The 19,388-nt window shown below is 67.9% G+C and carries 17 protein-coding genes, 1 rRNA gene and 1 pseudogene; 11 read left to right on the top strand and 8 right to left on the bottom strand.

The window, feature by feature from the left end; all coding sequences use genetic code 11:
- A 16S ribosomal RNA gene (locus Q7V15_RS07320) occupies nt 1–898 on the bottom strand; the annotation flags it as partial.
- Nucleotides 899–1,397: 499 nt separating this feature from the next.
- Here Q7V15_RS07320 and Q7V15_RS07315 point away from each other — a divergent pair.
- Both Q7V15_RS07315 and Q7V15_RS07310 read left to right on the top strand, forming a co-directional pair.
- Nucleotides 1,398–4,100 carry a PAS domain S-box protein gene (locus Q7V15_RS07315; RefSeq protein WP_304754787.1) on the top strand — a complete coding sequence of 901 codons (2,703 nt, stop codon included), beginning with the start codon at nt 1,398–1,400 and terminating at the stop codon, nt 4,098–4,100.
- Nucleotides 4,101–4,187: 87 nt separating this feature from the next.
- The gene (locus Q7V15_RS07310) at nt 4,188–5,849 is read left to right on the top strand and encodes an MFS transporter (RefSeq protein ID WP_304754786.1); all 1,662 of its coding nucleotides are present in this window, start codon (nt 4,188–4,190) and stop codon (nt 5,847–5,849) included.
- On the opposite strand, the gene Q7V15_RS07305 is transcribed toward Q7V15_RS07310, so the two are convergent.
- From Q7V15_RS07305 to Q7V15_RS07295, 3 genes are read right to left on the bottom strand one after another with little or no spacing between them, the layout of a single operon-like run.
- Nucleotides 5,846–6,742, bottom strand: coding sequence for an NAD(P)-dependent oxidoreductase (locus Q7V15_RS07305; protein ID WP_304754785.1), 897 nt, complete (start codon nt 6,740–6,742; stop codon nt 5,846–5,848). The two genes, Q7V15_RS07310 and Q7V15_RS07305, sit on opposite strands and share 4 nt — an antisense overlap.
- A 12-nt stretch (nt 6,743–6,754) precedes the next feature.
- Nucleotides 6,755–7,132: an MliC family protein gene (locus Q7V15_RS07300; RefSeq protein WP_304754784.1), complete on the bottom strand. Its 378-nt coding sequence runs from the start codon at nt 7,130–7,132 to the stop codon at nt 6,755–6,757.
- Nucleotides 7,129–7,521, bottom strand: coding sequence for a cytochrome c family protein (locus Q7V15_RS07295; RefSeq protein ID WP_304754783.1), 393 nt, complete (start codon nt 7,519–7,521; stop codon nt 7,129–7,131). The genes Q7V15_RS07300 and Q7V15_RS07295 overlap by 4 nt, the downstream gene beginning before the upstream one ends.
- 165 nt (nt 7,522–7,686) lie before the next feature.
- On the opposite strand from Q7V15_RS07295, the gene Q7V15_RS07290 reads away from it, so the two are divergent.
- Nucleotides 7,687–8,163, top strand: coding sequence for a (2Fe-2S)-binding protein (locus Q7V15_RS07290; RefSeq protein ID WP_304754790.1), 477 nt, complete (start codon nt 7,687–7,689; stop codon nt 8,161–8,163).
- A gap of 17 nt (nt 8,164–8,180) precedes the next feature.
- Nucleotides 8,181–10,379: a xanthine dehydrogenase family protein molybdopterin-binding subunit gene (locus Q7V15_RS07285; RefSeq protein ID WP_304754782.1), complete on the top strand. Its 2,199-nt coding sequence runs from the start codon at nt 8,181–8,183 to the stop codon at nt 10,377–10,379.
- A gap of 628 nt (nt 10,380–11,007) precedes the next feature.
- Here Q7V15_RS07285 and Q7V15_RS07280 read toward each other — a convergent pair.
- A complete protein-coding gene (locus Q7V15_RS07280; RefSeq protein ID WP_304754781.1) occupies nt 11,008–11,640 on the bottom strand; it encodes a nucleotidyltransferase family protein in 633 nt (210 codons plus the stop codon).
- Between the two features lie 31 nt (nt 11,641–11,671).
- Here Q7V15_RS07280 and moaA point away from each other — a divergent pair, with 31 nt between their 5' ends.
- The 6 genes from moaA to glp are packed head-to-tail and all read left to right on the top strand — an operon-like array spanning nt 11,672 to nt 15,666.
- A complete protein-coding gene (gene moaA / locus Q7V15_RS07275; protein WP_304754780.1) occupies nt 11,672–12,712 on the top strand; it encodes a GTP 3',8-cyclase MoaA in 1,041 nt (346 codons plus the stop codon).
- Between the two features lie 4 nt (nt 12,713–12,716).
- Complete coding sequence (locus tag Q7V15_RS07270) at nt 12,717–12,962, top strand: MoaD/ThiS family protein (RefSeq protein ID WP_304754779.1); 246 nt, start codon at nt 12,717–12,719, stop codon at nt 12,960–12,962.
- 3 nt (nt 12,963–12,965) lie between these two features.
- Nucleotides 12,966–13,409 (top strand): molybdenum cofactor biosynthesis protein MoaE, encoded by a 444-nt coding sequence (locus tag Q7V15_RS07265; protein WP_304754789.1) that lies wholly within the window; start codon nt 12,966–12,968, stop codon nt 13,407–13,409.
- 48 nt (nt 13,410–13,457) lie between these two features.
- On the top strand, nt 13,458–14,012 hold the full coding sequence (moaB, locus tag Q7V15_RS07260) for a molybdenum cofactor biosynthesis protein B (protein WP_304754778.1): 555 nt from the start codon (nt 13,458–13,460) through the stop codon (nt 14,010–14,012).
- Nucleotides 14,009–14,479: a cyclic pyranopterin monophosphate synthase MoaC gene (gene moaC / locus Q7V15_RS07255; protein WP_304754777.1), complete on the top strand. Its 471-nt coding sequence runs from the start codon at nt 14,009–14,011 to the stop codon at nt 14,477–14,479. The genes moaB and moaC overlap by 4 nt, the downstream gene beginning before the upstream one ends.
- On the top strand, nt 14,476–15,666 hold the full coding sequence (gene glp, locus Q7V15_RS07250) for a gephyrin-like molybdotransferase Glp (protein WP_304754776.1): 1,191 nt from the start codon (nt 14,476–14,478) through the stop codon (nt 15,664–15,666). Before moaC ends, glp begins: the two co-directional genes overlap by 4 nt.
- 71 nt (nt 15,667–15,737) lie before the next feature.
- Here glp and Q7V15_RS07245 read toward each other — a convergent pair.
- Nucleotides 15,738–16,538 (bottom strand): annotated as a pseudogene (locus tag Q7V15_RS07245) (XdhC family protein); the annotation flags it as partial.
- Between the two features lie 164 nt (nt 16,539–16,702).
- On the opposite strand from Q7V15_RS07245, the gene Q7V15_RS07240 reads away from it, so the two are divergent.
- A complete protein-coding gene (locus tag Q7V15_RS07240) occupies nt 16,703–17,575 on the top strand; it encodes a bifunctional regulator KidO (protein WP_304754774.1) in 873 nt (290 codons plus the stop codon).
- Here Q7V15_RS07240 and ald read toward each other — a convergent pair.
- Nucleotides 17,572–18,687 carry an alanine dehydrogenase gene (gene ald, locus Q7V15_RS07235; protein WP_304754773.1) on the bottom strand — a complete coding sequence of 372 codons (1,116 nt, stop codon included), beginning with the start codon at nt 18,685–18,687 and terminating at the stop codon, nt 17,572–17,574. The genes Q7V15_RS07240 and ald overlap by 4 nt on opposite strands.
- Nucleotides 18,688–18,751: 64 nt before the next feature.
- Complete coding sequence (gene mtgA, locus Q7V15_RS07230) at nt 18,752–19,381, bottom strand: monofunctional biosynthetic peptidoglycan transglycosylase (protein ID WP_304754788.1); 630 nt, start codon at nt 19,379–19,381, stop codon at nt 18,752–18,754.
- Between the last annotated feature and the right edge of the window lie 7 nt (nt 19,382–19,388).

The following is a 19,388-nucleotide window of genomic DNA, read 5'->3' as shown; positions in this document are numbered from 1 at the left end:
AACCACATGCTCCACCGCTTGTGCGGGCCCCCGTCAATTCCTTTGAGTTTTAATCTTGCGACCGTACTCCCCAGGCGGAGTGCTTAATGCGTTAGCTGCGTCACCGACATGCATGCATGCCGACAACTAGCACTCATCGTTTACAGCGTGGACTACCAGGGTATCTAATCCTGTTTGCTCCCCACGCTTTCGCGCCTCAGCGTCAGTAACGGGCCAGTGTGTCGCCTTCGCCACTGGTGTTCTTCCGAATATCTACGAATTTCACCTCTACACTCGGAGTTCCACACACCTCTCCCGTACTCAAGACAGTCAGTATCAAAGGCTATTCCAAGGTTGAGCCCTGGGCTTTCACCTCTGACTAAACTGTCCGCCTACGCGCCCTTTACGCCCAGTAATTCCGAGCAACGCTAGCCCCCTTCGTATTACCGCGGCTGCTGGCACGAAGTTAGCCGGAGCTTCTTCTCCGGGTACCGTCATTATCGTCCCCGGTGAAAGAATTTTACAATCCTAAGACCTTCATCATTCACGCGGCATGGCTGCGTCAGGCTTTCGCCCATTGCGCAAGATTCCCTACTGCTGCCTCCCGTAGGAGTCTGGGCCGTGTCTCAGTCCCAGTGTGGCTGATCATCCTCTCAGACCAGCTATGGATCGTAGTCTTGGTGAGCCATTACCCCACCAACAAACTAATCCAACGCGGGCTACTCCTATGGCGATAAATCTTTCCCCCGTAGGGCACATGCGGTATTAGCTGAAGTTTCCCTCAGTTGTTCCGCACCATAGGGCATATTCCCACGCGTTACTCACCCGTCCGCCGCTCACCCCGAAAGGTGCGCTCGACTTGCATGTATTAGGCCTGCCGCCAGCGTTCGCTCTGAGCCAGGATCAAACTCTCAGGTTGAGTTGACTTCTGACCCAACGTTTCTCAAACACCCCTAAGAGTGTCCAATTGGCATTGGTCTACGTATCTTGACGAGTTCCCAATCGTCGCCAAACCCTAAGGCTCAACGACGCATGGTATTGTCTTCAAGAGACCGCAGAGTTCGTCAGCGTCCAGACAGTTCCGAAGAACCATCGCCAGAACACCGCCGCCTGCGTTTCTCTTTCCAATTCAACAATGTCAAAGACCAAACCGGCTTCCGCCAGCCCCGCCAACCAGTCCGTCGGCGGCGAGGAGCGGCGTATCTAGTCGCCACCCCCGAGAGTGTCAATCAGCCATTTTGGACTTTTTGCGACGGACAGCACGGGGCTGAAGCTCGGGCCCGGCCCGGAGTCGGTCAAATGCGCTGATGGATCAGGAGAATTCGGCCCTGGCGGGACCGAACCTTGCATTTACGCTTAGATGATAACTCGGTTCTTCGAAAGCAGGGCGGCAAGTCCTGCGGTGTTTGGGGAGCCGAATGTCGCACGCTCAAAGCGCTGAACAGGCCGGCGCGCAGCTGTCCATGGCCGCCTACATGTTTCAGCAGAGTCTGGAGCTGATGTTCGTGGCCAAGCCGGACGGACGCCTCACCCTGGTCAACGAGGCCTGGACAAGGGCCACGGGCTGGCGTTCTGAGGAGTTGATTGGCCGGCACATTCTCGACCTGATCCATCCGGAGGAGGCCGATGGCTACGGCGCCCATGCGAGCCGCCTGCTGAACGGCAAGGTCAGCCAGACCCTGGCGCGGTTTTCGACGAAGGATGGGCAGTGGCGCTGGCTGGCGGGCCGCTGCCATATGACCCCGGAAGGCCTCATCATCGGCGTCCTGTGGGACGCGGCGAATGACCGGGCGAGGCAAGCCGAACTTGAAGAGGCCCGGCGCACCCGGCTGCTCCTGTCTGAGGCGGCCGGTATCGGCGCCTGGAGCTATGAGCCGGCGACCGGCGAGGTGATCTGGTCGGAGGAGCTTCAAGGCATCACCGGCCGCAGGGCCGATGAGGTCCGCAAGGCTGACGACTACTTCACCCTGCTGCACCCCGAGGAGCGCGACGCTGTCCAAGCCGCCTTCCAGCGCGGCGTCCGGGAAGGTGTTTCAGGGGAGATGCGCCACCGGCTCCAGATGCGCGACGGTGGCTGGACCTATTGGCGCACGAACTTCCACTGCGAGCCGCGCTCCGGGGGGCTGTTCGCCCTGAAGGGCATATCCCAGGAGCTTACCGAACTGATCGCAGCCCGTGACCAGGCCCGGGCCAGCGCCCGCCAGATGGCGCAGCTGATCGAAAACGCCCCCTTTGCGGTGGCGATGTTCGACAGAGACATGCGCCACATGGTGGCCAGCCCCCGCTGGCGGGAGGTGTTTGAGATCGAGGCGGAACGCCACATTGGTGAAACGCTTCGGGCGGTTTGTCCTGGCCTCCCACGGCGCTTCCTCTCGGCCGATCGGCAGGTCCTGGCGGGCCAGGCCGTGGGGCGTTCGGAGGACCGGTTCGTCGACGGGCGCGGGAACCGTCGCTGGATTCGCTGGGACGCCCGCCCCTGGTACGACGCGGCCGGCGCTGTGGGCGGCATGGTCGCCTATCTGGATGACATCTCAGATCTCGCCCAGGCCCGCGAGGCCGCCCGCGCCAATGCGCGGCGCCTCAAGGTGTCACTGGCGGCCGCCGACGCCGGCGTCTACGAGATCGACCACCGGGCGCGCACCTTCTGGGCTTCGCCGGAGTTCAAGAAGCTCTTCGGCTCGGCCAAGGCCAGCTATGAGGACGCTCAGCACCTGCGGTTCCCCCGCTTTCACCCCGATGACCTGGAACAGGTGCGGCAGGCGTTCCGCGACATTCACCAGGGGGCGCAGACGTCTGGGGAGGCTTTCGAGGCCCGGGTCCTGGCCCCCGACGGCGAGGCCCGCTGGGTGAGGGTCTTTCACCATCTGCAGAAGGACGCCCAGGGCCGCTGGCTCAAGGGCGTGGGCCTTGTCCACGACTTCGACGAGCGTAAGCGGCAGGAACTGGCCCTCGTGGAAGCCGAGCGCGCCGCCCAGGCCGGCGCCGAGGCCAAGGCCCAGTTCCTCGCCAACATGAGTCACGAGATCCGCACCCCGATGAACGGGGTGCTCGGCGTTCTGCATCTTTTGAAGGCCGAGTCCCTTTCTCCGGACGGGCGCCGGATGCTGGAGGAGGCCCTGTCCTGCGGACAGATGCTGGCCGAACTGCTGAATGACGTCATCGACATCTCGCGGATCGAAGCCGGCCGGCTGGACCTCGCCTATGAGGCCCTTGATCCCGCCGCCCTGGCCGAGGGTGTCGCCAGCCTGCTGGCCCCCCAGGCCCAGGAACGGGGACTGGAGATCACCGTCCAATGCGCCCCAAACCTCGGTTGGCGGCTCGGCGAGCCCACGCGGCTGCGCCAGGCGCTGTTCAACCTGGTGGGCAATGCGGTGAAATTCACCCTCCGCGGCCACGTCCAGGTCCGCGCCAGCCTCACCGGACCACCGGAGGCGCCTCGGCTGCGTTTCGAAGTCGAGGACAGCGGCGTCGGCATCCCCCTGGAGGTCCAACCCCGCATCTTCCAGCGATTTGACCAGGGTGACGCCAGCACGACCCGGCAGTTCGGCGGGTCTGGCCTCGGTCTGACCATCACCCAACGCCTGGCCGAGTTGATGGGGGGCGAGGTGGGCTTCCGTTCTGTCCCTGGGGTCGGCTCCACCTTCTGGCTGGAAGTCCCGGCCGACGCCGCCCAGGCGCCCATCCCGTCCGCCCCCGCCGCAGCCCCCCAGGACGTTCTGGGTGGGCTACGGATTCTCGTGGTGGAGGACAATCCCACCAACCGGATGATCGCCATCCGGCTGCTGGAGAGCCTGGGCGCAAAGGTGGAGACCGCCGCCGACGGCTATCTGGGGGTGGAGGCCGCCACCCGTGGCGGACACGACCTGGTGCTGATGGACGTGCAGATGCCCGGCATTGACGGTGTGGAGGCGACCCGACGCATTCGCGCCCTGCCCGGTCCGGAGCGGGAGACTCCGATTATCGCCTTGACTGCCAATGTCATGAGCCACCAACGACAGGCCTATGAGGCCGCCGGCATGGACGGCGTGGTGGGCAAGCCCATCTCTCCAGCCATGCTGCTGGCGGAAATCGCCCGGCTCGGGACCCAAACGGCCGCCTCCGGTGAGCCCGCCGAGCCATAACCTGCCTGAACGCCCGCGCTTCGCGCCTTCCACGGGCTCGCCGACCAGTGTTACTCCTGATCGCGGAATCAGTTCGGGGGGACGACCATGGCGCAGGACGCCGCAGACGCTCAGCAAGACGGGGGCGCTGGCGCGCCATCCATGCGCACCGTGGTGGTGGCCTCATCAGCGGGCACCGCCTTTGAGTGGTATGATTTCTTCATTTTCGGCGCCTTGGCCTCGGTCATCTCGCGAAACTTCTTCGCCGGGCTGAACGAGACCGCCGGCCTGATCGCCGCCTTGGCCCTGTTTGGGGCAGGCTTCGCCTTCCGGCCCCTGGGAGCGCTGATCTTTGGCCACATGGGCGACCGGATCGGGCGCAAGGCCGCCTTTCTCATCACCGTCACCCTGATGGGCGGCGCCACCCTGGCCATCGGCTTTTTGCCCACATATGAGCAGGCGGGCCTGGTCGGTCCGGCCCTGCTGATCCTCCTGCGCATCCTGCAGGGCCTGGCGTTGGGCGGCGAGTATGGCGGGGCGGCCATCTATGTGGCCGAGCACGCGCCAGACCACCGTCGTGGGGAGTATACGGGCTGGATCCAGACCTCCGCCGCCTTTGGCCTGATCGGCGCTCTGCTGGTGATCCTGGTGACCCGGCGGACCGTGGGCGAAGACGCCTTCATGGACTGGGGCTGGCGCCTGCCCTTCCTGGTCTCAGCAGGCTTGCTGGCCATTTCCATCTTCATGCGGCTCAAGCTCGCCGAGAGCCCCAGCTTTGAGCGGCTCAAGGCTGCGGGCCAGGAGACCAAGGCGCCCTTCGCTGAGGCTTTCGGACAGTGGGGCAACCTGAAGTTGGTGTTGCTGGCTCTATTCGCCTTCATGAGCGCCCAGGGGGCGGTCTGGTACACGGCCTTTTTCTATACCCAAATCTTCCTGGAACGGTTCCTCAAGGTGGCGCCGGCGACGGTGAACACCCTGATGATCTGCGCCACTCTGGCCAGCGCGCCGCTCTATGTCCTGTTCGCCTGGCTGTCGGATCGGGTGGGCCGAAAGTGGGTGATGTGGTTTGGCATGACCCTGGCCCTGATCGCCTTCTTCCCCGGGTTCAAGGCGATGACCCAGGCGGCCAACCCGGCCCTGGCCGAGGCCCAGGCCGCAACGCCTGTGATTGTGGTCGCAGACCCCGCCGATTGCGCCCTGCAATTTGATCCCATTGGCCGGGCCCAGTTCGTCTCGGCCTGCGACATCGCCAAGACCGCCCTGGCCAATGCGGGGGTGTCCTATGACAACCTCCAGGCCCCGGCCGGCGCCCTGGCGCAGGTGCGGGTGGGCGAGACCGTGGTGGTCTCCATCGACGGCTCGGAACTGGCGCCGGACGCCCTCAGGTCGGCCCGGGCTCAGGTGGACGGTGAAATCCGCGCCGCGCTTGCGGCCAATGGCTACCCGGCCGCCGCCGATCCGGCGCGGACCAACCTGCCGGCGCTCTTTGGCATATTGATGATCTTCGTGGTGGCCGCCACGGCCCTCTACGGCCCCATGGCCGCGACCCTGGTGGAGCTGTTCCCCACACGGGTCCGCTACACGGCCATGTCCCTGCCCTATCATATCGGCACCGGCTGGGTGGGGGGCTTCGTGCCCTTCAGCGCCTTCGCCATCGTGACAGCGACGGGGAACATCTATTCGGGGCTCTGGTACCCGGTGATCTTCACCGCCATCAGCGTGGTGGTCTGCCTGTTCCTGCCGGAGACCAGGGGCAAACCCCTGGACTAGATCTGCGGGGCGGCCAGCATCACCTCGACGGCGAGACCGGACTCCGCATAGGCGCGCAGGGCTTCGGCCTGCGGCATGCCGGTGATCAGGCTCACCACCTTCAGGCCCTGGCGCGCCAGGTCGATCAGGTGGTCGGGCGTCGCCGCCTCTGGCGCGACCCGCTCGGCGTCGCGGCGGGCCATGCCGACGATCTCGGGGTCGGCGTCGTCGGGGATGACCAGCACATCGGCGCCGGCCAGGGCGCGGCTGGCGCGAAGGGTGATCAGGTCAGCGGGGCCCAGCCCGGCGATGAACTGCAGCCGGCCGGGCTGCGGCGCGTCGTCGTTGAGGGCCTGTCGCAGCAGGGCCTCAGCGGCCTCCATGTTTCCGGCCATGGCCGCATCGGCCGCAGGTCCTTCGAGGGCCTGGCGCAGAAAGGCCCGTCGGCGGGGCAGCTCGGGCAGGGCCTCGCGCACCTCGTCCTGCATCCTGCGGAACAGGGCGGCGATCCGCCCGGTCCCCTCGGGAATCCGGGTTTCAATGGTGTTGCGCAACAGAGTCGCCAGCATGGGCGAGGCGCCGCCGGTGCCCACGGCGGCCACCACCTCGCCCCGGTCGATGACCGCCGGCGTGGTGAAGTCGCAGAGCGGCGGCCGGTCGACCACATTGACCGGGACCCGGGCCGCCCGGGCCGCCGTCGCCGCCGCCTGGACAAACAGATCATCAGAACTGGCGATGAAGACGAGGCTCGCCCCGGCATAGGTGGCTGGCAGATAGGCCTGGGCGTCCTCGACCCGAACCAGACGTGCGGGCGAGCCGTCGAACAGGCGGGCCTTGGCCTCAGCGCCCTCGCCGGACCCGGCGATTACGATCTTGGCGCCGGCCAGGGGGAAAAAGGCGGGAAAGGCGTCCAAGATCCTGCTCCTTCAGCCGGTGACGCAGCCGCGATAGGGCGCCCCGGCGGCGCCGTCCAGGCTCGCCTCGACGCCCTTGGTCGTCAGTTCGACCCCGCCGGCGGAAAACCGGGCCCCAGAGCCCGACGGGGCGTGGGGCAGGCGGTAGGAGCGGCCGCCGGCCTGGACCACCGCATGTTCGCCCGACAGGGCGTAGGCGGCGACGAACCGCTTTCCCTCCCGACAGGCATAGGTCATCGGGGCGTCGGTGGCGTCCTCTGGCGCGGGACCAGCGCGCATCGGCGTCGAAAAGGCGGCGGGCGCGCTCGGCGCCACGGTCGAGCAACCGGCGAGGGCTGCGGCGGCCAGGACGAGGCCCAGCCCTAAGCCGGCCCGAAGATTCCAGGTCATTTGAGGGTCTTCATATAGGCCACGATGGCGGCGCGGTTGTTGGCGTCAGGGACAGCGACCATCATGCGCGTGCCCGGCGCAAAGGCCAGGGGCTTCGCCAGATAGGCGTCTAGGGCCGCATCCGTCCAGGTCCCGCCCTTGGCCTTCAGACCGGGGGAATAGGCGTAGTCGTCGCGGCCGGCGATGGGGCCGCCCGCGATCCCCGTCAGGCTCGGGCCAGCCGGCGTGCTCTTTTCCCCGTGGCAGGTCTTGCACTGCATGTTGAACAGGCGGGCGCCCTGGGACGACGCCGGAGCCTGGGCCAGGACGAGTCCCGGCGCCGCCGCCAGGACAAGGCCGGCCAGCAGCGCGGGCAGGCGGAAAGAGGGGGCGCGGACCGATGGGGTCATGAGGGGTCTCCAGAAACGGGGCCGATCACGGCGTCGGGAAATTTAGGTAGCGCAGTTGGGTGACGGGCGCATCAGGCCCGACGCATCGCGGTTCGGTCGGGGCTTACCTTGCGTCCTAAGCGGCGTTAAGATCATGCTCAAGCTCCGCAAATGCTGAGGAACGTCATGGCCATCACCCTCGATGTGAATGGAAAGCCGCTTACAGTGGAGGCGGCCGAGGACACACCTCTGCTTTGGGTCCTGCGAGATGAACTGGGCCTGACTGGAACCAAATATGGCTGCGGGATCGCCCAGTGCGGCGCCTGCACCGTCCTGGCCGACGGGGCGCCCATCCGCTCCTGCCTGACGCCCGTCGCCGCCATCGGGTCGGCGAAGATCACCACCATCGAGGGCCTGGGGGGCGACCACCCCCTGCAGCAGGCCTGGGTCCAGCTGGACGTGCCTCAGTGCGGCTATTGCCAGTCGGGCCAGATCATGTCGGCGGTCGCCCTGCTGGAACAGTCGCCCAGACCGACGGACGATGAGATCGACGGCGCCATGGCCGGCAATATCTGTCGCTGCGGCGCCTATCAGCGCATCCATGCGGCGATCAAGGTCGCGTCGGGCCAGACGCCGGCCAGCACCCCCCAGCACGACCTCTGATCGGATCGGTGAGCGCCATGAACGCACTCTTTCCCCGCCGCAGCACCCCGAGCGGCCAGGGTCTGTCCCGTCGCCAGCTGATCGTCACCGCCACCACGGTGGGCGGCGCCCTGATGGTCGGTTGCTCGCCGGCCACCCTCTTGTCTGTCGGCGCCGATGGCGAGGTGGGCGCCTTTGGTCCCTTCGTGAAGATCGCCGCCGACGGCGCCGTGACCGTCGTCTGCAAGCACATCGAGTTTGGCCAGGGCAACCATGCCGGCCTCTGCGCCATCGTCGCCGAGGAACTGGACGCAGACTGGACCCGCGTCGCCTGGGAGCACGCCCCGGCCAACGCCAGCCTCTACGCCAACGGCGCCATGGGCGCGCAGCTCACCGGCGGCTCCTCGGCGATCAACAATTCCTGGGATCAGCTGCGCAAGGCCGGCGCCGGCGCCCGGGCCATGTTCGTCCAGGCCGCCGCCACCCGGTGGGACGTCCCGGCGGACGAGATCGCCGTGGAGAACGGGGTGGTCAGCCACGCCGCGTCTGGCCGCACCGCCGACTTCCGCGAGCTTCTGCCAGACGCCGCCAAGATCACCCCGCCCGCCGAACCCGCCCTGAAGGACCCCGCCCGGTTCACCCTGATTGGAACCGACCGGGTGCGGCGCAAGGACAGCCTGGCCAAGAGCACCGGCCAGACCCGCTTCACCATGGATGTCCAGGCCGAGAACCTGCTGGTGGCCATGGTCGCCCACCCGCCCCGCTTCGGCGCCAGGGTGGCGAGCTTCGACGCCACCGCCGCCAAGGCCGTCCCCGGCGTGGTCGAGGTCTATGAGATCCCCACTGGCGTCGCCGTGGTGGCGAACAACACCTGGGCCGCCAAGCAGGGCCGCGACGCGCTCACCGTCACCTGGGATGAGTCCAAGGCCGAGACCCGCAGTTCGCCTGACATCGCCGCCCGCTTCCGTGATCTGGCCGCCGGTGCGGCGCCGCTCGCCAAGGGCGAAGAATGGCAGGGCTTCGAAACCAAGGGGGACGTGGCGGCCCAGCCGACCGGTCAGGCCCTGGAGGTCGCCTATGACTTCCCCTATCTCGCCCACGCCACCATGGAGCCCATGAACTGCGTGGCCCAGGTGGCGGGCAATAGGGCCAGGCTCACCTTCGCTTCCCAGGGGCCGACCCTGGACCAGCTCAATGTGGCCAAGGTCGTGCTCAACCTGCCTGGTTCAGTGGAGATCGAGACCCTGCCGGCCGGGGGCTCCTTTGGCCGGCGGGCCAATTTCCAGTCCGACTTCGTCGTCGAATGCGTCCAGATCGCCCGCAAGGTCGGCAAGAACCGGCCGGTGAAGCTGGTCTGGACCCGGGAAGACGACATGGCGGCGGGCTATTTCCGTCCCCTGGTCCATCACCGGGTGCGCGTAACCACCGACGCCGACGGCTATCCAGCCGCCTGGACCCATCGCATCGTCACCCAGTCGATCATGAAGGGCGCCCCCGTCGGCGGCGGCGTGGACGAGACAGCTGTGGAGGGCGCCAAGGGCTCGCCCTACCTCGCGGCCACCCCCCATGTGGACGCTCAATTGCTGACTCCGGACATCGGCGTGCCGGTCCTGTGGTGGCGATCGGTGGGGGCGACCCACACCGCCTATGTGATGGAGCACACCATCGATCAGTTGGCCCGCCGGGCCGGCCAGGATCCGGTGGCCTATCGCCGGGCCCTCTATGAGAAGGCCGACGCCAAGCGGCACCTGGCCGTCCTCGACCTGGCGGTGGAGAAGTCCGGCTGGGCCGAGCCCGCGCCCGACGGCTGGACCCGTGGCGTGGCGGTGCATGAGTGCTTCGGTTCCGTGGTCGCCCAGGTGGCCGAGGTGAAGATGGAGAATGGCGAGCCCAAGGTCGGCCGCGTGGTCACCGCCATCGATTGCGGGACGGCGATCTCGCCCGACCAGATCGCCGCCCAGATGGAGGGGGGGACCTGTTACGGGCTTTCCGCCGCCCTCTATGGCGAGGTGACCCTCACCGAGGGCCGGGTCGACCAGACCAATTTCGACACCTACCGGGTGCTGCGCCACGGCGAGGCGCCCAAGGTCGAGACCTATATCGTCGCCCAGCCGGCCGGAACACGCCCCACCGGCGTCGGCGAACCCGGCACCCCGGTGATCGGCCCGGCCGTCGCCAATGCGCTGCTAGCCCTGACCGGCGAGGCGATCACCGCCCAGCCGTTTGTAAAGGTTTAGGGCCTCAAGGGAGGGACCGAAGTCATCGGGTGCTTCTAAGCAGTTTGGTTGGCCTCACTAAGCGCGATCTGACGCGCATGGAACGCCTCGTTCTCAGTGGCGCATGAGCCTGTTCAATTTAAGGAATCACAAGAACAAACAACAATGCCTAACCCGCAAGGCGCGGTGCCCTGACCTGCCAGTCCTCACAACGTTCTGATTCGCAAACGCCCCAACCCAAAACAGCCAATTTAAAAACACCCGACGATACGTAGCTGACGACGTATGAATGCTCGCGATCATAGCAATTAAGGACAATATGTGCCAATCCAGTATTGCCGATCGAACTATGTATAATATTGATCGATGAACGCTTCCTGCATCTTGAATTGATCGACAATATGGGTGGATCATTGGGCGACCAACTATTGCTTCCATCTCCGAAACACTTATCACTCGATAAACATCTCACCGCGTAACTCCTTGCGCGCTCCGAATGATATTTTGACCGGAATTCTTTCGTATTTAAAAATATGACGGTCGCTGAAATTCCAGCTACCAATGCGATTGCAACAACTGCAGCTACACTGAACGAAACCCTATATTTGGCCAGTGACCACCCCCGTTCTTCGCGCCGCCCACCTAGAGACTACAAAAGCTTTGCGCGAGACAGGTCCGCCGGTCGATCGACGTCGAACAAGACGCCTTCGTCATCGGTTTCGATGAGGGCCAGGCGATGGCTGAGGCCAGCCAAGGCGGCGCGGGCGCCCTCGTCGCCCGAGGCCTGGCGGAGGGGATCGAAAAGCTCCCGGCCAAACAGCACCGGGTGCCCTCGCCGACCGCCGCAGACCGGGGCCGCCGCCGCGGCGCCGGCTTCCACCGCTTCGATCAGGCTGAGGAGAATGGCGGCGGGAATCCTCGGCATGTCGCCCAGGAAAACGAAGGCGCCGGCAGCGTTCACGGGCAACGCCGCAGCGCCGCAGCGCAGGGATGCCCCCATGCCCTCGGCGTGGTCGGCGGCATGGACGATCTGCAGACGGGCGCCCTGACCCTGTCGGTTCGCGAAGGCCCTCGCGACGGCCGCCACCTCGTCAGCCTCAGATCCCGTCACCAGGATGATGTGCGAGGCCGGGCTAGCGAAGGCCGCCCTCAGCGCCCCGTCAATCAGCGATCCACCCTCGAACGGCGCCAGCAACTTGCCGCCGCCGAACCGGCGGCCCGCGCCGGCGGCCAGGACAACGGCGCTCCAGGTCGCCTCATTGTTCTCCACCCCTGTCGCCATCGCTTGGCCTCGCCTATGTTGGTTGGACGCCATGACGCCTTACGACGCCTCACCTTCGCAAGCGCCGTCCTCGACGGCCGCGCCCCTGATCGACGGCTTTGGCCGGACGGTGACCTATTTGCGGGTCTCGGTCACCGATCGGTGCGATCTGCGCTGCGTCTATTGCATGGCCGAGCACATGGTCTTCCTGCCCAAGAAGGACCTGCTGACGCTCGAGGAGCTGGACCGGGTGAGCAGCGCCTTCATCGCGCTCGGCGTGCGCAAGCTTCGCATCACCGGCGGCGAGCCCCTGGTGCGCAAGGGCGTGATGAGCCTGATCGAGGGCCTCTCGCGGCATCTGAAGTCCGGGGCGCTGGATGAGCTGACCCTGACCACCAACGGCACCCGCCTGGCCGAGTTCGCAGCGCCCCTGGCGGCGGCCGGCGTGCGGCGGATCAATGTCTCGATCGACACCCGCAAGCCCGACCTGTTCCGCCGCCTGACCCGCGGCGGGGACGTGACCAAGGTGCTGGCCGGCATCAAGGCTGCGCAAGACGCCGGCATCGCCGTCAAGATCAACGCCGTGGCCCTGGCGCAGGACAATGCGGACGAACTGCCCGATCTGATCGCCTGGGCGCACGGCGAGGGCCTGGACGCCACCCTGATCGAGACCATGCCGCTGGGCGAGATCGAGGAAGACCGCACCGACCAGTTCCTGTCGCTGGCCAAGGTCCGTCAGGATCTGGAGAGCTTCTGGACCCTGGAGGACATTCCCCTCTCCACCGGCGGCCCGGCCCGCTATGTGCGCATCGCCGAGACCGGTGGGCGGCTAGGCTTCATCACGCCCATGACCCACAATTTCTGCGAGGGCTGCAACCGGGTGCGGCTGACCTGCACCGGCACCCTGCACACCTGTTTGGGGCAGGAGGACGCCAGCGACCTGCGGGCCGTCCTGCGCGCCGGCGCCGATGACGCCGCCCTGGTCGACGCCATCCGTCTGGCGGTGGATGGCAAGCCCAAGGGTCACGATTTCCGGATCGAGCGGTCCGCCGCCCCGGCGCTCGCTCGCCACATGTCCACCACAGGGGGCTGAGGCCGTGACCCGGGTCCTGCTTTTTGGTCGTCTGAGCGACATCGCCGGCTGGCGGGAAAAGAGCCTGGACCCGCCGCCCGCCCGCCTCTCCGATCTGCGCGCCCTGCTGACGGCCGACGACGCCGCCCTGGGAGAGGCCCTGGCTGCGCCGGGCGTCCAGGTGGCCCTGGATCAGGTGCTGGTGCGCGATGACGCGGTCCTGTCGGCCCGCTCGGAAGTCGCCTTCCTGCCGCCCATGAGCGGGGGCTAGCGCCTGATGATCAGCCTCACCGACCAGGGCTTCGATCCTGGCCCCCTGCTCTCAGGTTTCTGTCGCGGCCGGGCCGAGACCGGCGCGGTGGCGAGCTTCACGGGCCTGGCCCGGGCCGAGGGCGGCGAGACGAAGATCCTGGAGCTGGAGGCCTATCCCGGCTTCACCGAGGCCCAGATCAGCGCCATCGCCGAGACGGCCATGACGCGGTTCGCCCTCCACGACCTGATGATCATCCACCGCATTGGCCAGATCGCGCCGGGCGAACCCATCGTCTTCGTGGCCACCGCCGCCGCCCACCGCCGGGCGGCCTTTGAGGCCTGCGACTATCTGATGGACTATCTGAAGAGCCGCGCCCCCTTCTGGAAGAAGGAGCATGGTCCAGGCGGCGCCCGCTGGATCGAGCCCCGGGACCAGGATCATGAGGACATCGCCCGCTGGGCCTGACGGGAGGTCCGCCTGGAACCGCCCGAGACAAGACTTAAGGAGCCGACCATGAACGCGCCCGCCTTCGCCCCCGGGGGTAAGATTGATGAGGCCAAGACCCTGGTTCCGGTGCGCATTGCGGTGCTGAGCGTGTCGGACACCCGCGATGAGACCACCGACACCTCAGGCCAGGTCCTGGCCGACCGGATCACTGGCGCCGGCCATGTCCTGGCCGGCCGGGCCATCGTCCGCGACGAGGTCGAGGCCATCCGCAGCCAGGTGAAGGCCTGGGTCGCGTCGGGCGAGGTGGACGCGGTGATCACCACGGGCGGCACCGGCATCACCGGGCGCGACGTGACGCCAGAGGCCTTGCAGCCCCTGTTCGACAAGACCCTCGACGGCTTTTCCGTGGTCTTCCACATGGTCAGCTACCAGACGGTGGGCCTGTCCACCCTGCAGAGCCGCGCCACCGCCGGCATCATGGGCGGGGTCTTCGTCTTCTGCCTGCCCGGCTCCAACGGCGCGGTGAAGGACGGCTGGGACAAGGTGATCGCAGCCCAGCTCGACAGCCGCCACGGCCCCTGCAACATGGTCGACCTCATGCCCCGGCTGATGGAGCGATGAGCGGCCTCACCCACATCGACGAGACCGGCCGCGCCCACATGGTCGATGTCTCCGACAAGGCGGTCACCACCCGGGAGGCCCTGGCCCAGGGCTTTGTTCGCATGACGCCTGCGACCCTGGCGCTGGCCCTCTCCGGCGACGCCAAGAAAGGCGATGTCCGCGCCACAGCCGAGATCGCCGGCATCATGGCCGCCAAGCGCACCAGCGAGTTGATCCCGCTCTGTCATCCCCTGGCGCTGTCCAAGGTCGAGGTCCGTGTGGCGCCCGGCGAGGGCGGCCTGTCGGTCACTGCCCGGGTGCGCACCACCGGCCAGACCGGGGTGGAGATGGAGGCCCTGACGGCGGTCTCGGTCGCCTGCCTCACCGTCTATGACATGCTGAAGGCGGCCGAAAAGGGCATGGTCATCGAGGCCGTGCGCCTGACCGCCAAGTCCGGCGGCGCCTCTGGCGACTGGACCGCCCCATGAAGCTGCTGGCCGTCGAGGACGCCCGGGCTCGCATGCTGGCCGAGATCGCGCCCCTGCCCGCCGAGACCATCCCCTTGCGCGCGGCCATCGGCCGAGTCCTCGCCGAGCCCGTCACCGCTGTCCGCGACCAGCCGCCGTTCGACGCCTCGGCCATGGACGGCTGGGCGGTGCGCAGCGGCGACACCCCGGGGCCTCTGCGCATCATCGGCGAGAGCGCTGCGGGTCACGGCTTTGCAGGCGCCCTTGGCCCCGGCGAGGCCGTGCGCATCTTCACCGGCGCGGCGGTTCCGGCCGGCGTCGACGCCATCGTCATCCAGGAAGACGCCCAGCGTGACGGCGAGACGGTGACGGCGCCCGAAACCCGGGCGGGTCAGCACCTGCGCCCCCGGGGCGGGGACTTCAAGTCAGGCCAGGCCCTGTTGAGCGCCGGCCAGCGCATCGATCCCTGGCGTCTGTCCCTCGCCGCCTCGGCCGGCCGCGCCGAAGTCTCGGTCCATCGGGCGCCCAAGGTGACGATCATCTCCACCGGTGAGGAGATCATTGAGGCGCCCGGGGCGCCGGGGCCTTTCCAGATCTATGATTCCGGCGCTCCAGCCCTGCGGGCCATGGTGCGGGCCTGGGGGGCGGAGGCTGAAAAGCTCAAGCCCGTCCGCGATGAGATGGACGCCGTCATCGCCGCCTTGCGGGACGCCGAGGCCGACCTGATCGTCACCGTCGGCGGCGCCTCGGTGGGCGATCACGACCTGGTCCGTGCGGCGGGCGAGGCCCTGGGTCTGTCGATGAAGGTGGCCAGCGTCGCCGTGCGGCCGGGCAAGCCGACCTTCTTCGGGGTCCTGGCCGACGGCCGCCGGATGCTGGGCCTGCCGGGCAATCCCGCCTCGGCCTTTGTTTGCGCCGAGCTGTTCCTGCGGCCGATCCTGGCGGCCTATCAGGGCGATGCCGCCCCCTTCACCACCATCACCGCCCGCGCCGCGACGCCGCTCGGCGCCAATGGGCCGCGGGAGCATTGGATGCGGGCGAAGCTTGCGCACCAGGACGGCGCAATCAGCGTCCATCCCTATGGGGATCAGGACTCCTCGCTGGTCACCGTGTTCGCCGCCGCCGACGCCTTGCTACGCCGCCCGCCCGGCGCGCCCGCCGTCGCAGCGGGGGGGCTGGTCGAGGTGCTGCCGCTGGCCCGCGCATAGCGCAGGGCGACGATCTCGCCGATCACCGATAGCGCCACCTCCCAGGGGGCCTTGCCGCCGATGTCGAGGCCGATGGGCGCATGCAGCCGCGACATGGCCGCCTCGCTGAGCCCGGCCTCCCGCAGGCGGGCCAAGCGCTCGGCCAGACGCGCCCGGGCGCCGAGCAGGCCCACATAGCCGGCTTTCGACGGCAGGGCGGCGCGCAGGGCCGCCTGGTCGGTGGCGAGGTCGTGGGTGGCGATGGCCACCGCGGTCCAGGGATCGAGGCCGATGGCGTCCAGAGCCTCGCCGGGCTCGTCCCGTCGATAGGCCACCTTGGCCAGGGGCGGCGGCTCGGCCGGCCCCTTGGGGCGCACCAGGGTCGTCTCGAAACCTGACTGCCCGCCGAGGGCGGCGATGGCCAGGGCGGTGGGATCGGAGCCGACGACCACCAGGCGGGGGACCGGTTCATAGTCCCGGCGGATCGCGCCGTCCCAGGTCTCAGCGTCTTCGGGCGCCACGCAGACCCGGCGGCGGCCGTCGCTCAGCCAGACGCAGGGCTTGCGCTCAATCTGGGCGGTAAAAAGATTGGCCAGGGCGCCATCGTCGCTCGCCACCTTCTCCAGGAAGATCTCGATCCGCGCGCCGCACAGCAGCTGGATATCGGGCCAGGGGCTCCCCTCCCCATAGACCAGGGTGCGGGGCGCGCCGTCCTCCAGGCAGGCCTGGGCGTGGGCGGCCACATCGGATTCGACGCAGCCCCCTGAAAAATAACCGGAAACCACGCCCTGTCCGAACGCCATCTGCGTTCCCACCGGCCGGGGACCACCGCCTCCGAGCGCCGTCAGGGTGGCCAGGACCAGGGGCGCGCCAGTGGCCGCCGCCTGTCTCATGGCCGGGCGAACGTCCTCGTCGAGGCCGAAGATCGGCCATTGGGGCAGCGGTTCGATCATGGGTCAGATTAACCCCCGTGAAAGGTTCCAGATACGGGTTCTTTAGGCCTCACAGATAAGCATGCCCCTCGACAAGTGCAGTTCTTAGAGCGTCCGCCCCGCCCATGACCTCTCCGCTCGACAAGCTCGGCCTCGGTTCTGGCCAATTCGTCCTGGACCAGGCCTCCGTCCGCGGGCGCCCGGCTCAGGCTGAAGTCCAGGACATCCTGGCCGTCGCCCACCGGGCCGGCCTGTCGCTGTTCGACGTCGCCGGTCGCTCGGCTCAGGGCGAGACCCTGATCGGCGAGGCCCTGCCCAAGCCCATCCCCTTCCGCGTATCGGTCACCACCATCCGCGCCGATCGCGGTCCCGACATGGTGGAGGCCGAGGTCCGCGCCTCCCTGCGCCGGCTCGGCGTCGCCCAGGCCGACTGCGTCCTGGTGCCCTCGGCGTCAGAGCTGTTCGGCCCGCACGGCATGGCCCTCTGGACCCGCCTGCAGCAACTGCGTGACGCCGGCGTCTGCCGTCGGATCGGCGTGGCGGTCTTCGCTTCCGACGATCCTGTGGGCCTGGCCCGCCGCTTCCGTCCTGACGTCATCCAGGCGCCGGCCAGTCTGCTCGACCAGCGCCTGCTGATCGACGGCACCCTGGCCACCCTGGCCGGCATGGGCATTGAGGTTCAGCTGCGCTCGATCTTCCTGAATGGCCTGATCTTCCTGCCGCCGGACCGGGCGCCCAATCACCTGAAGGCCGCCGCCAGCCGCATCTCGCGGGCCCGCCGGCTGATCGCCGAAGGCCGTAGCGACCCCTTGCAGGCGTCCCTGGGCTTCGCCCTGTCGCGGCCAGAAGCCACCACCGTCCTGGTGGGCGTCACCTCGGCCGCTGAGCTGTCGGCCGTGATCGCCGCCGCCTCCAGCCCGCCGCCCGACCTGGACTGGGACGACATGGCTCTCGATGATCCCGTGGCGCTCGACCCCAGCCAGTGGGCGGCCGCCTAGCGGGTCCAGACTCCGTAGGGATCGACCGATGTCCTGCCCAGCGCCTGCGCCACGGCCGGATGAGTCAGCTCGCCCTTAAGGACATTGAGCCCGCGCCCCAGATGCGGATCATCGCGCAGCGCCTCAAGACCGCGATCGGCGAGGGCCAGGCCGAAGGGCAAGGTCGCGTGCACCAGGGCCTCTGACGAGGTCCGCGGCGCGGCGCCGGGCATATTGGCCACGCAATAGTGCACCACGCCGTCCACCACATAGGTCGGATCGGCATGGGTGGTCGGCCGGGAGGTCTCGAAACAGCCGCCCTGGTCAATGGAGACGTCCACCAGAACCGAGCCCGCCTTCATCCGCGCCAGATGCTCTCGGCGGACCAGCTTGGGCGCCGCAGCCCCCGCCGTCAGGACCGCGCCGATCACCACGTCAGCCCGCAGCACCTCCTCCTCCACCGCGTCCAGGGTGGAATAGCGGGTCAGGACGCGGCCCAGGAACATGTCGTCCAGTTCGCGCATCCGCGGGATGGAGCGCTCCAGCACCACGACCTCGGCGCCGAGACCTGCGGCCATCCGCGCGGCGTTCATGCCCACCACCCCGCCGCCGAGGACGCAGATCCGCGCCGGCCGCACGCCAGGCACCCCCGACAACAGAAGGCCCATGCCGCCATTGTGCTTGAGCAGGGTCTCGCCGGCGGAAAAGACCGCAATCCGGCCGGCCACCTCCGACATGGGCGCCAGCAGGGGGAGGCCGCCGGCCCGGTCAGTGACCGTCTCATAGGCGATGGCCGCACAGCCCGAGGTCAGCAGCCCTTCGGTCTGGGCCGGGTCAGGCGCCAGATGCAGATAGGTGAAGAGGATGTGGTCAGGCGTCAGCCGCCCCCATTCCTGGGCCTGGGGCTCCTTGACCTTGACGATCAGTTGCGCGCCGGAAAAGACCGCGGCCGCATCGGCGACCACCTTTGCGCCGGCCCGCTCATAGTCCTGATCGGCATAGCCCGCGCCTTCGCCCGCCCGGGTCTCGACCAGCACCTCATGACCATGGGCCACATATTCCCGGACCGCCGTGGGCGGCAGGCCCACCCGATGCTCATTGGGCTTGATCTCGCGGGGCACGCCGACGCGCATGATGGCCTCCTGAAGGGCAGATTGTTTTACCAATCCACAGGTCTGGGGGCGTAACCTTGTCTCGTCAACCCAGGACGCAGGCGTCCAGATTGTCCCGCCGGACCGTTCCGGCGGCTGCCTGGACACCGCCCGTGCGGCGGCGGACATAGGGTCCCGGCGTGTCGGCCTTGTAACGCAGGGGGCTCGGCAGCACCGCCGCCAGACGGGCGGCCTGCAGGGGCGTCAGGTCCTTGGCGTCGACGCCGAAGTTCTTCCGCGCCGCGGCCTGGGCGCCATAGATCCCAGGCCCGAACTCGATGGAGTTCAGATAGACCTCCATGATCCTGGGCTTGCCCCACATCACCTCGATCAGAACGGTGAAATAGGCCTCCAGCCCTTTGCGGACGTAGGAGCGGTCTGGCCACAGAAAGACGTTCTTGGCGGTCTGCTGGCTGATGGTGGAGCCGCCCCGCACCCGCTCGGAGGACTCGTTGTGAGCCATGGCCTTGCGGATCGCCTCCAGGTCGAACCCCCGATGGCGGCAGAAGTTGGCGTCCTCCGCCGCAATCACCGAGCGCACCAGGTGCGGCGAGATATCATCCAGGTCGCGCCAGCTGCGGCTGAACCCCTGGCCCTCGGCCAGACGCTGGATCATCAGGAAGGTGATCGGCGGCGGCAGGAACCGATAGGCGGCCACGGTGAGGACCGGTCCCACGAACCCG

Source organism: Phenylobacterium sp. (genome assembly GCF_030651755.1).
GTDB lineage: Bacteria > Pseudomonadota > Alphaproteobacteria > Caulobacterales > Caulobacteraceae > Phenylobacterium.
The sequence above is the reverse complement of the archived record's forward strand: the minus strand, read 5'-3'. Positions and strand labels throughout refer to the sequence as shown.

Coding starts and splice junctions, on each gene's coding strand:
- Q7V15_RS07315 (WP_304754787.1), top strand. CDS start 1,398: ATGTCGCACGCTCAAAGCGCTGAACAGGCCGGCGCGCAGCTGTCCATG.
- Q7V15_RS07310 (WP_304754786.1), top strand. CDS start 4,188: ATGGCGCAGGACGCCGCAGACGCTCAGCAAGACGGGGGCGCTGGCGCG.
- Q7V15_RS07300 (WP_304754784.1), bottom strand. CDS start 7,132: ATGACCTGGAATCTTCGGGCCGGCTTAGGGCTGGGCCTCGTCCTGGCC.
- Q7V15_RS07295 (WP_304754783.1), bottom strand. CDS start 7,521: ATGACCCCATCGGTCCGCGCCCCCTCTTTCCGCCTGCCCGCGCTGCTG.
- Q7V15_RS07290 (WP_304754790.1), top strand. CDS start 7,687: ATGGCCATCACCCTCGATGTGAATGGAAAGCCGCTTACAGTGGAGGCG.
- Q7V15_RS07285 (WP_304754782.1), top strand. CDS start 8,181: ATGAACGCACTCTTTCCCCGCCGCAGCACCCCGAGCGGCCAGGGTCTG.
- Q7V15_RS07280 (WP_304754781.1), bottom strand. CDS start 11,640: ATGGCGACAGGGGTGGAGAACAATGAGGCGACCTGGAGCGCCGTTGTC.
- moaA (WP_304754780.1), top strand. CDS start 11,672: ATGACGCCTTACGACGCCTCACCTTCGCAAGCGCCGTCCTCGACGGCC.
- moaB (WP_304754778.1), top strand. CDS start 13,458: ATGAACGCGCCCGCCTTCGCCCCCGGGGGTAAGATTGATGAGGCCAAG.
- moaC (WP_304754777.1), top strand. CDS start 14,009: ATGAGCGGCCTCACCCACATCGACGAGACCGGCCGCGCCCACATGGTC.
- glp (WP_304754776.1), top strand. CDS start 14,476: ATGAAGCTGCTGGCCGTCGAGGACGCCCGGGCTCGCATGCTGGCCGAG.
- Q7V15_RS07240 (WP_304754774.1), top strand. CDS start 16,703: ATGACCTCTCCGCTCGACAAGCTCGGCCTCGGTTCTGGCCAATTCGTC.
- ald (WP_304754773.1), bottom strand. CDS start 18,687: ATGCGCGTCGGCGTGCCCCGCGAGATCAAGCCCAATGAGCATCGGGTG.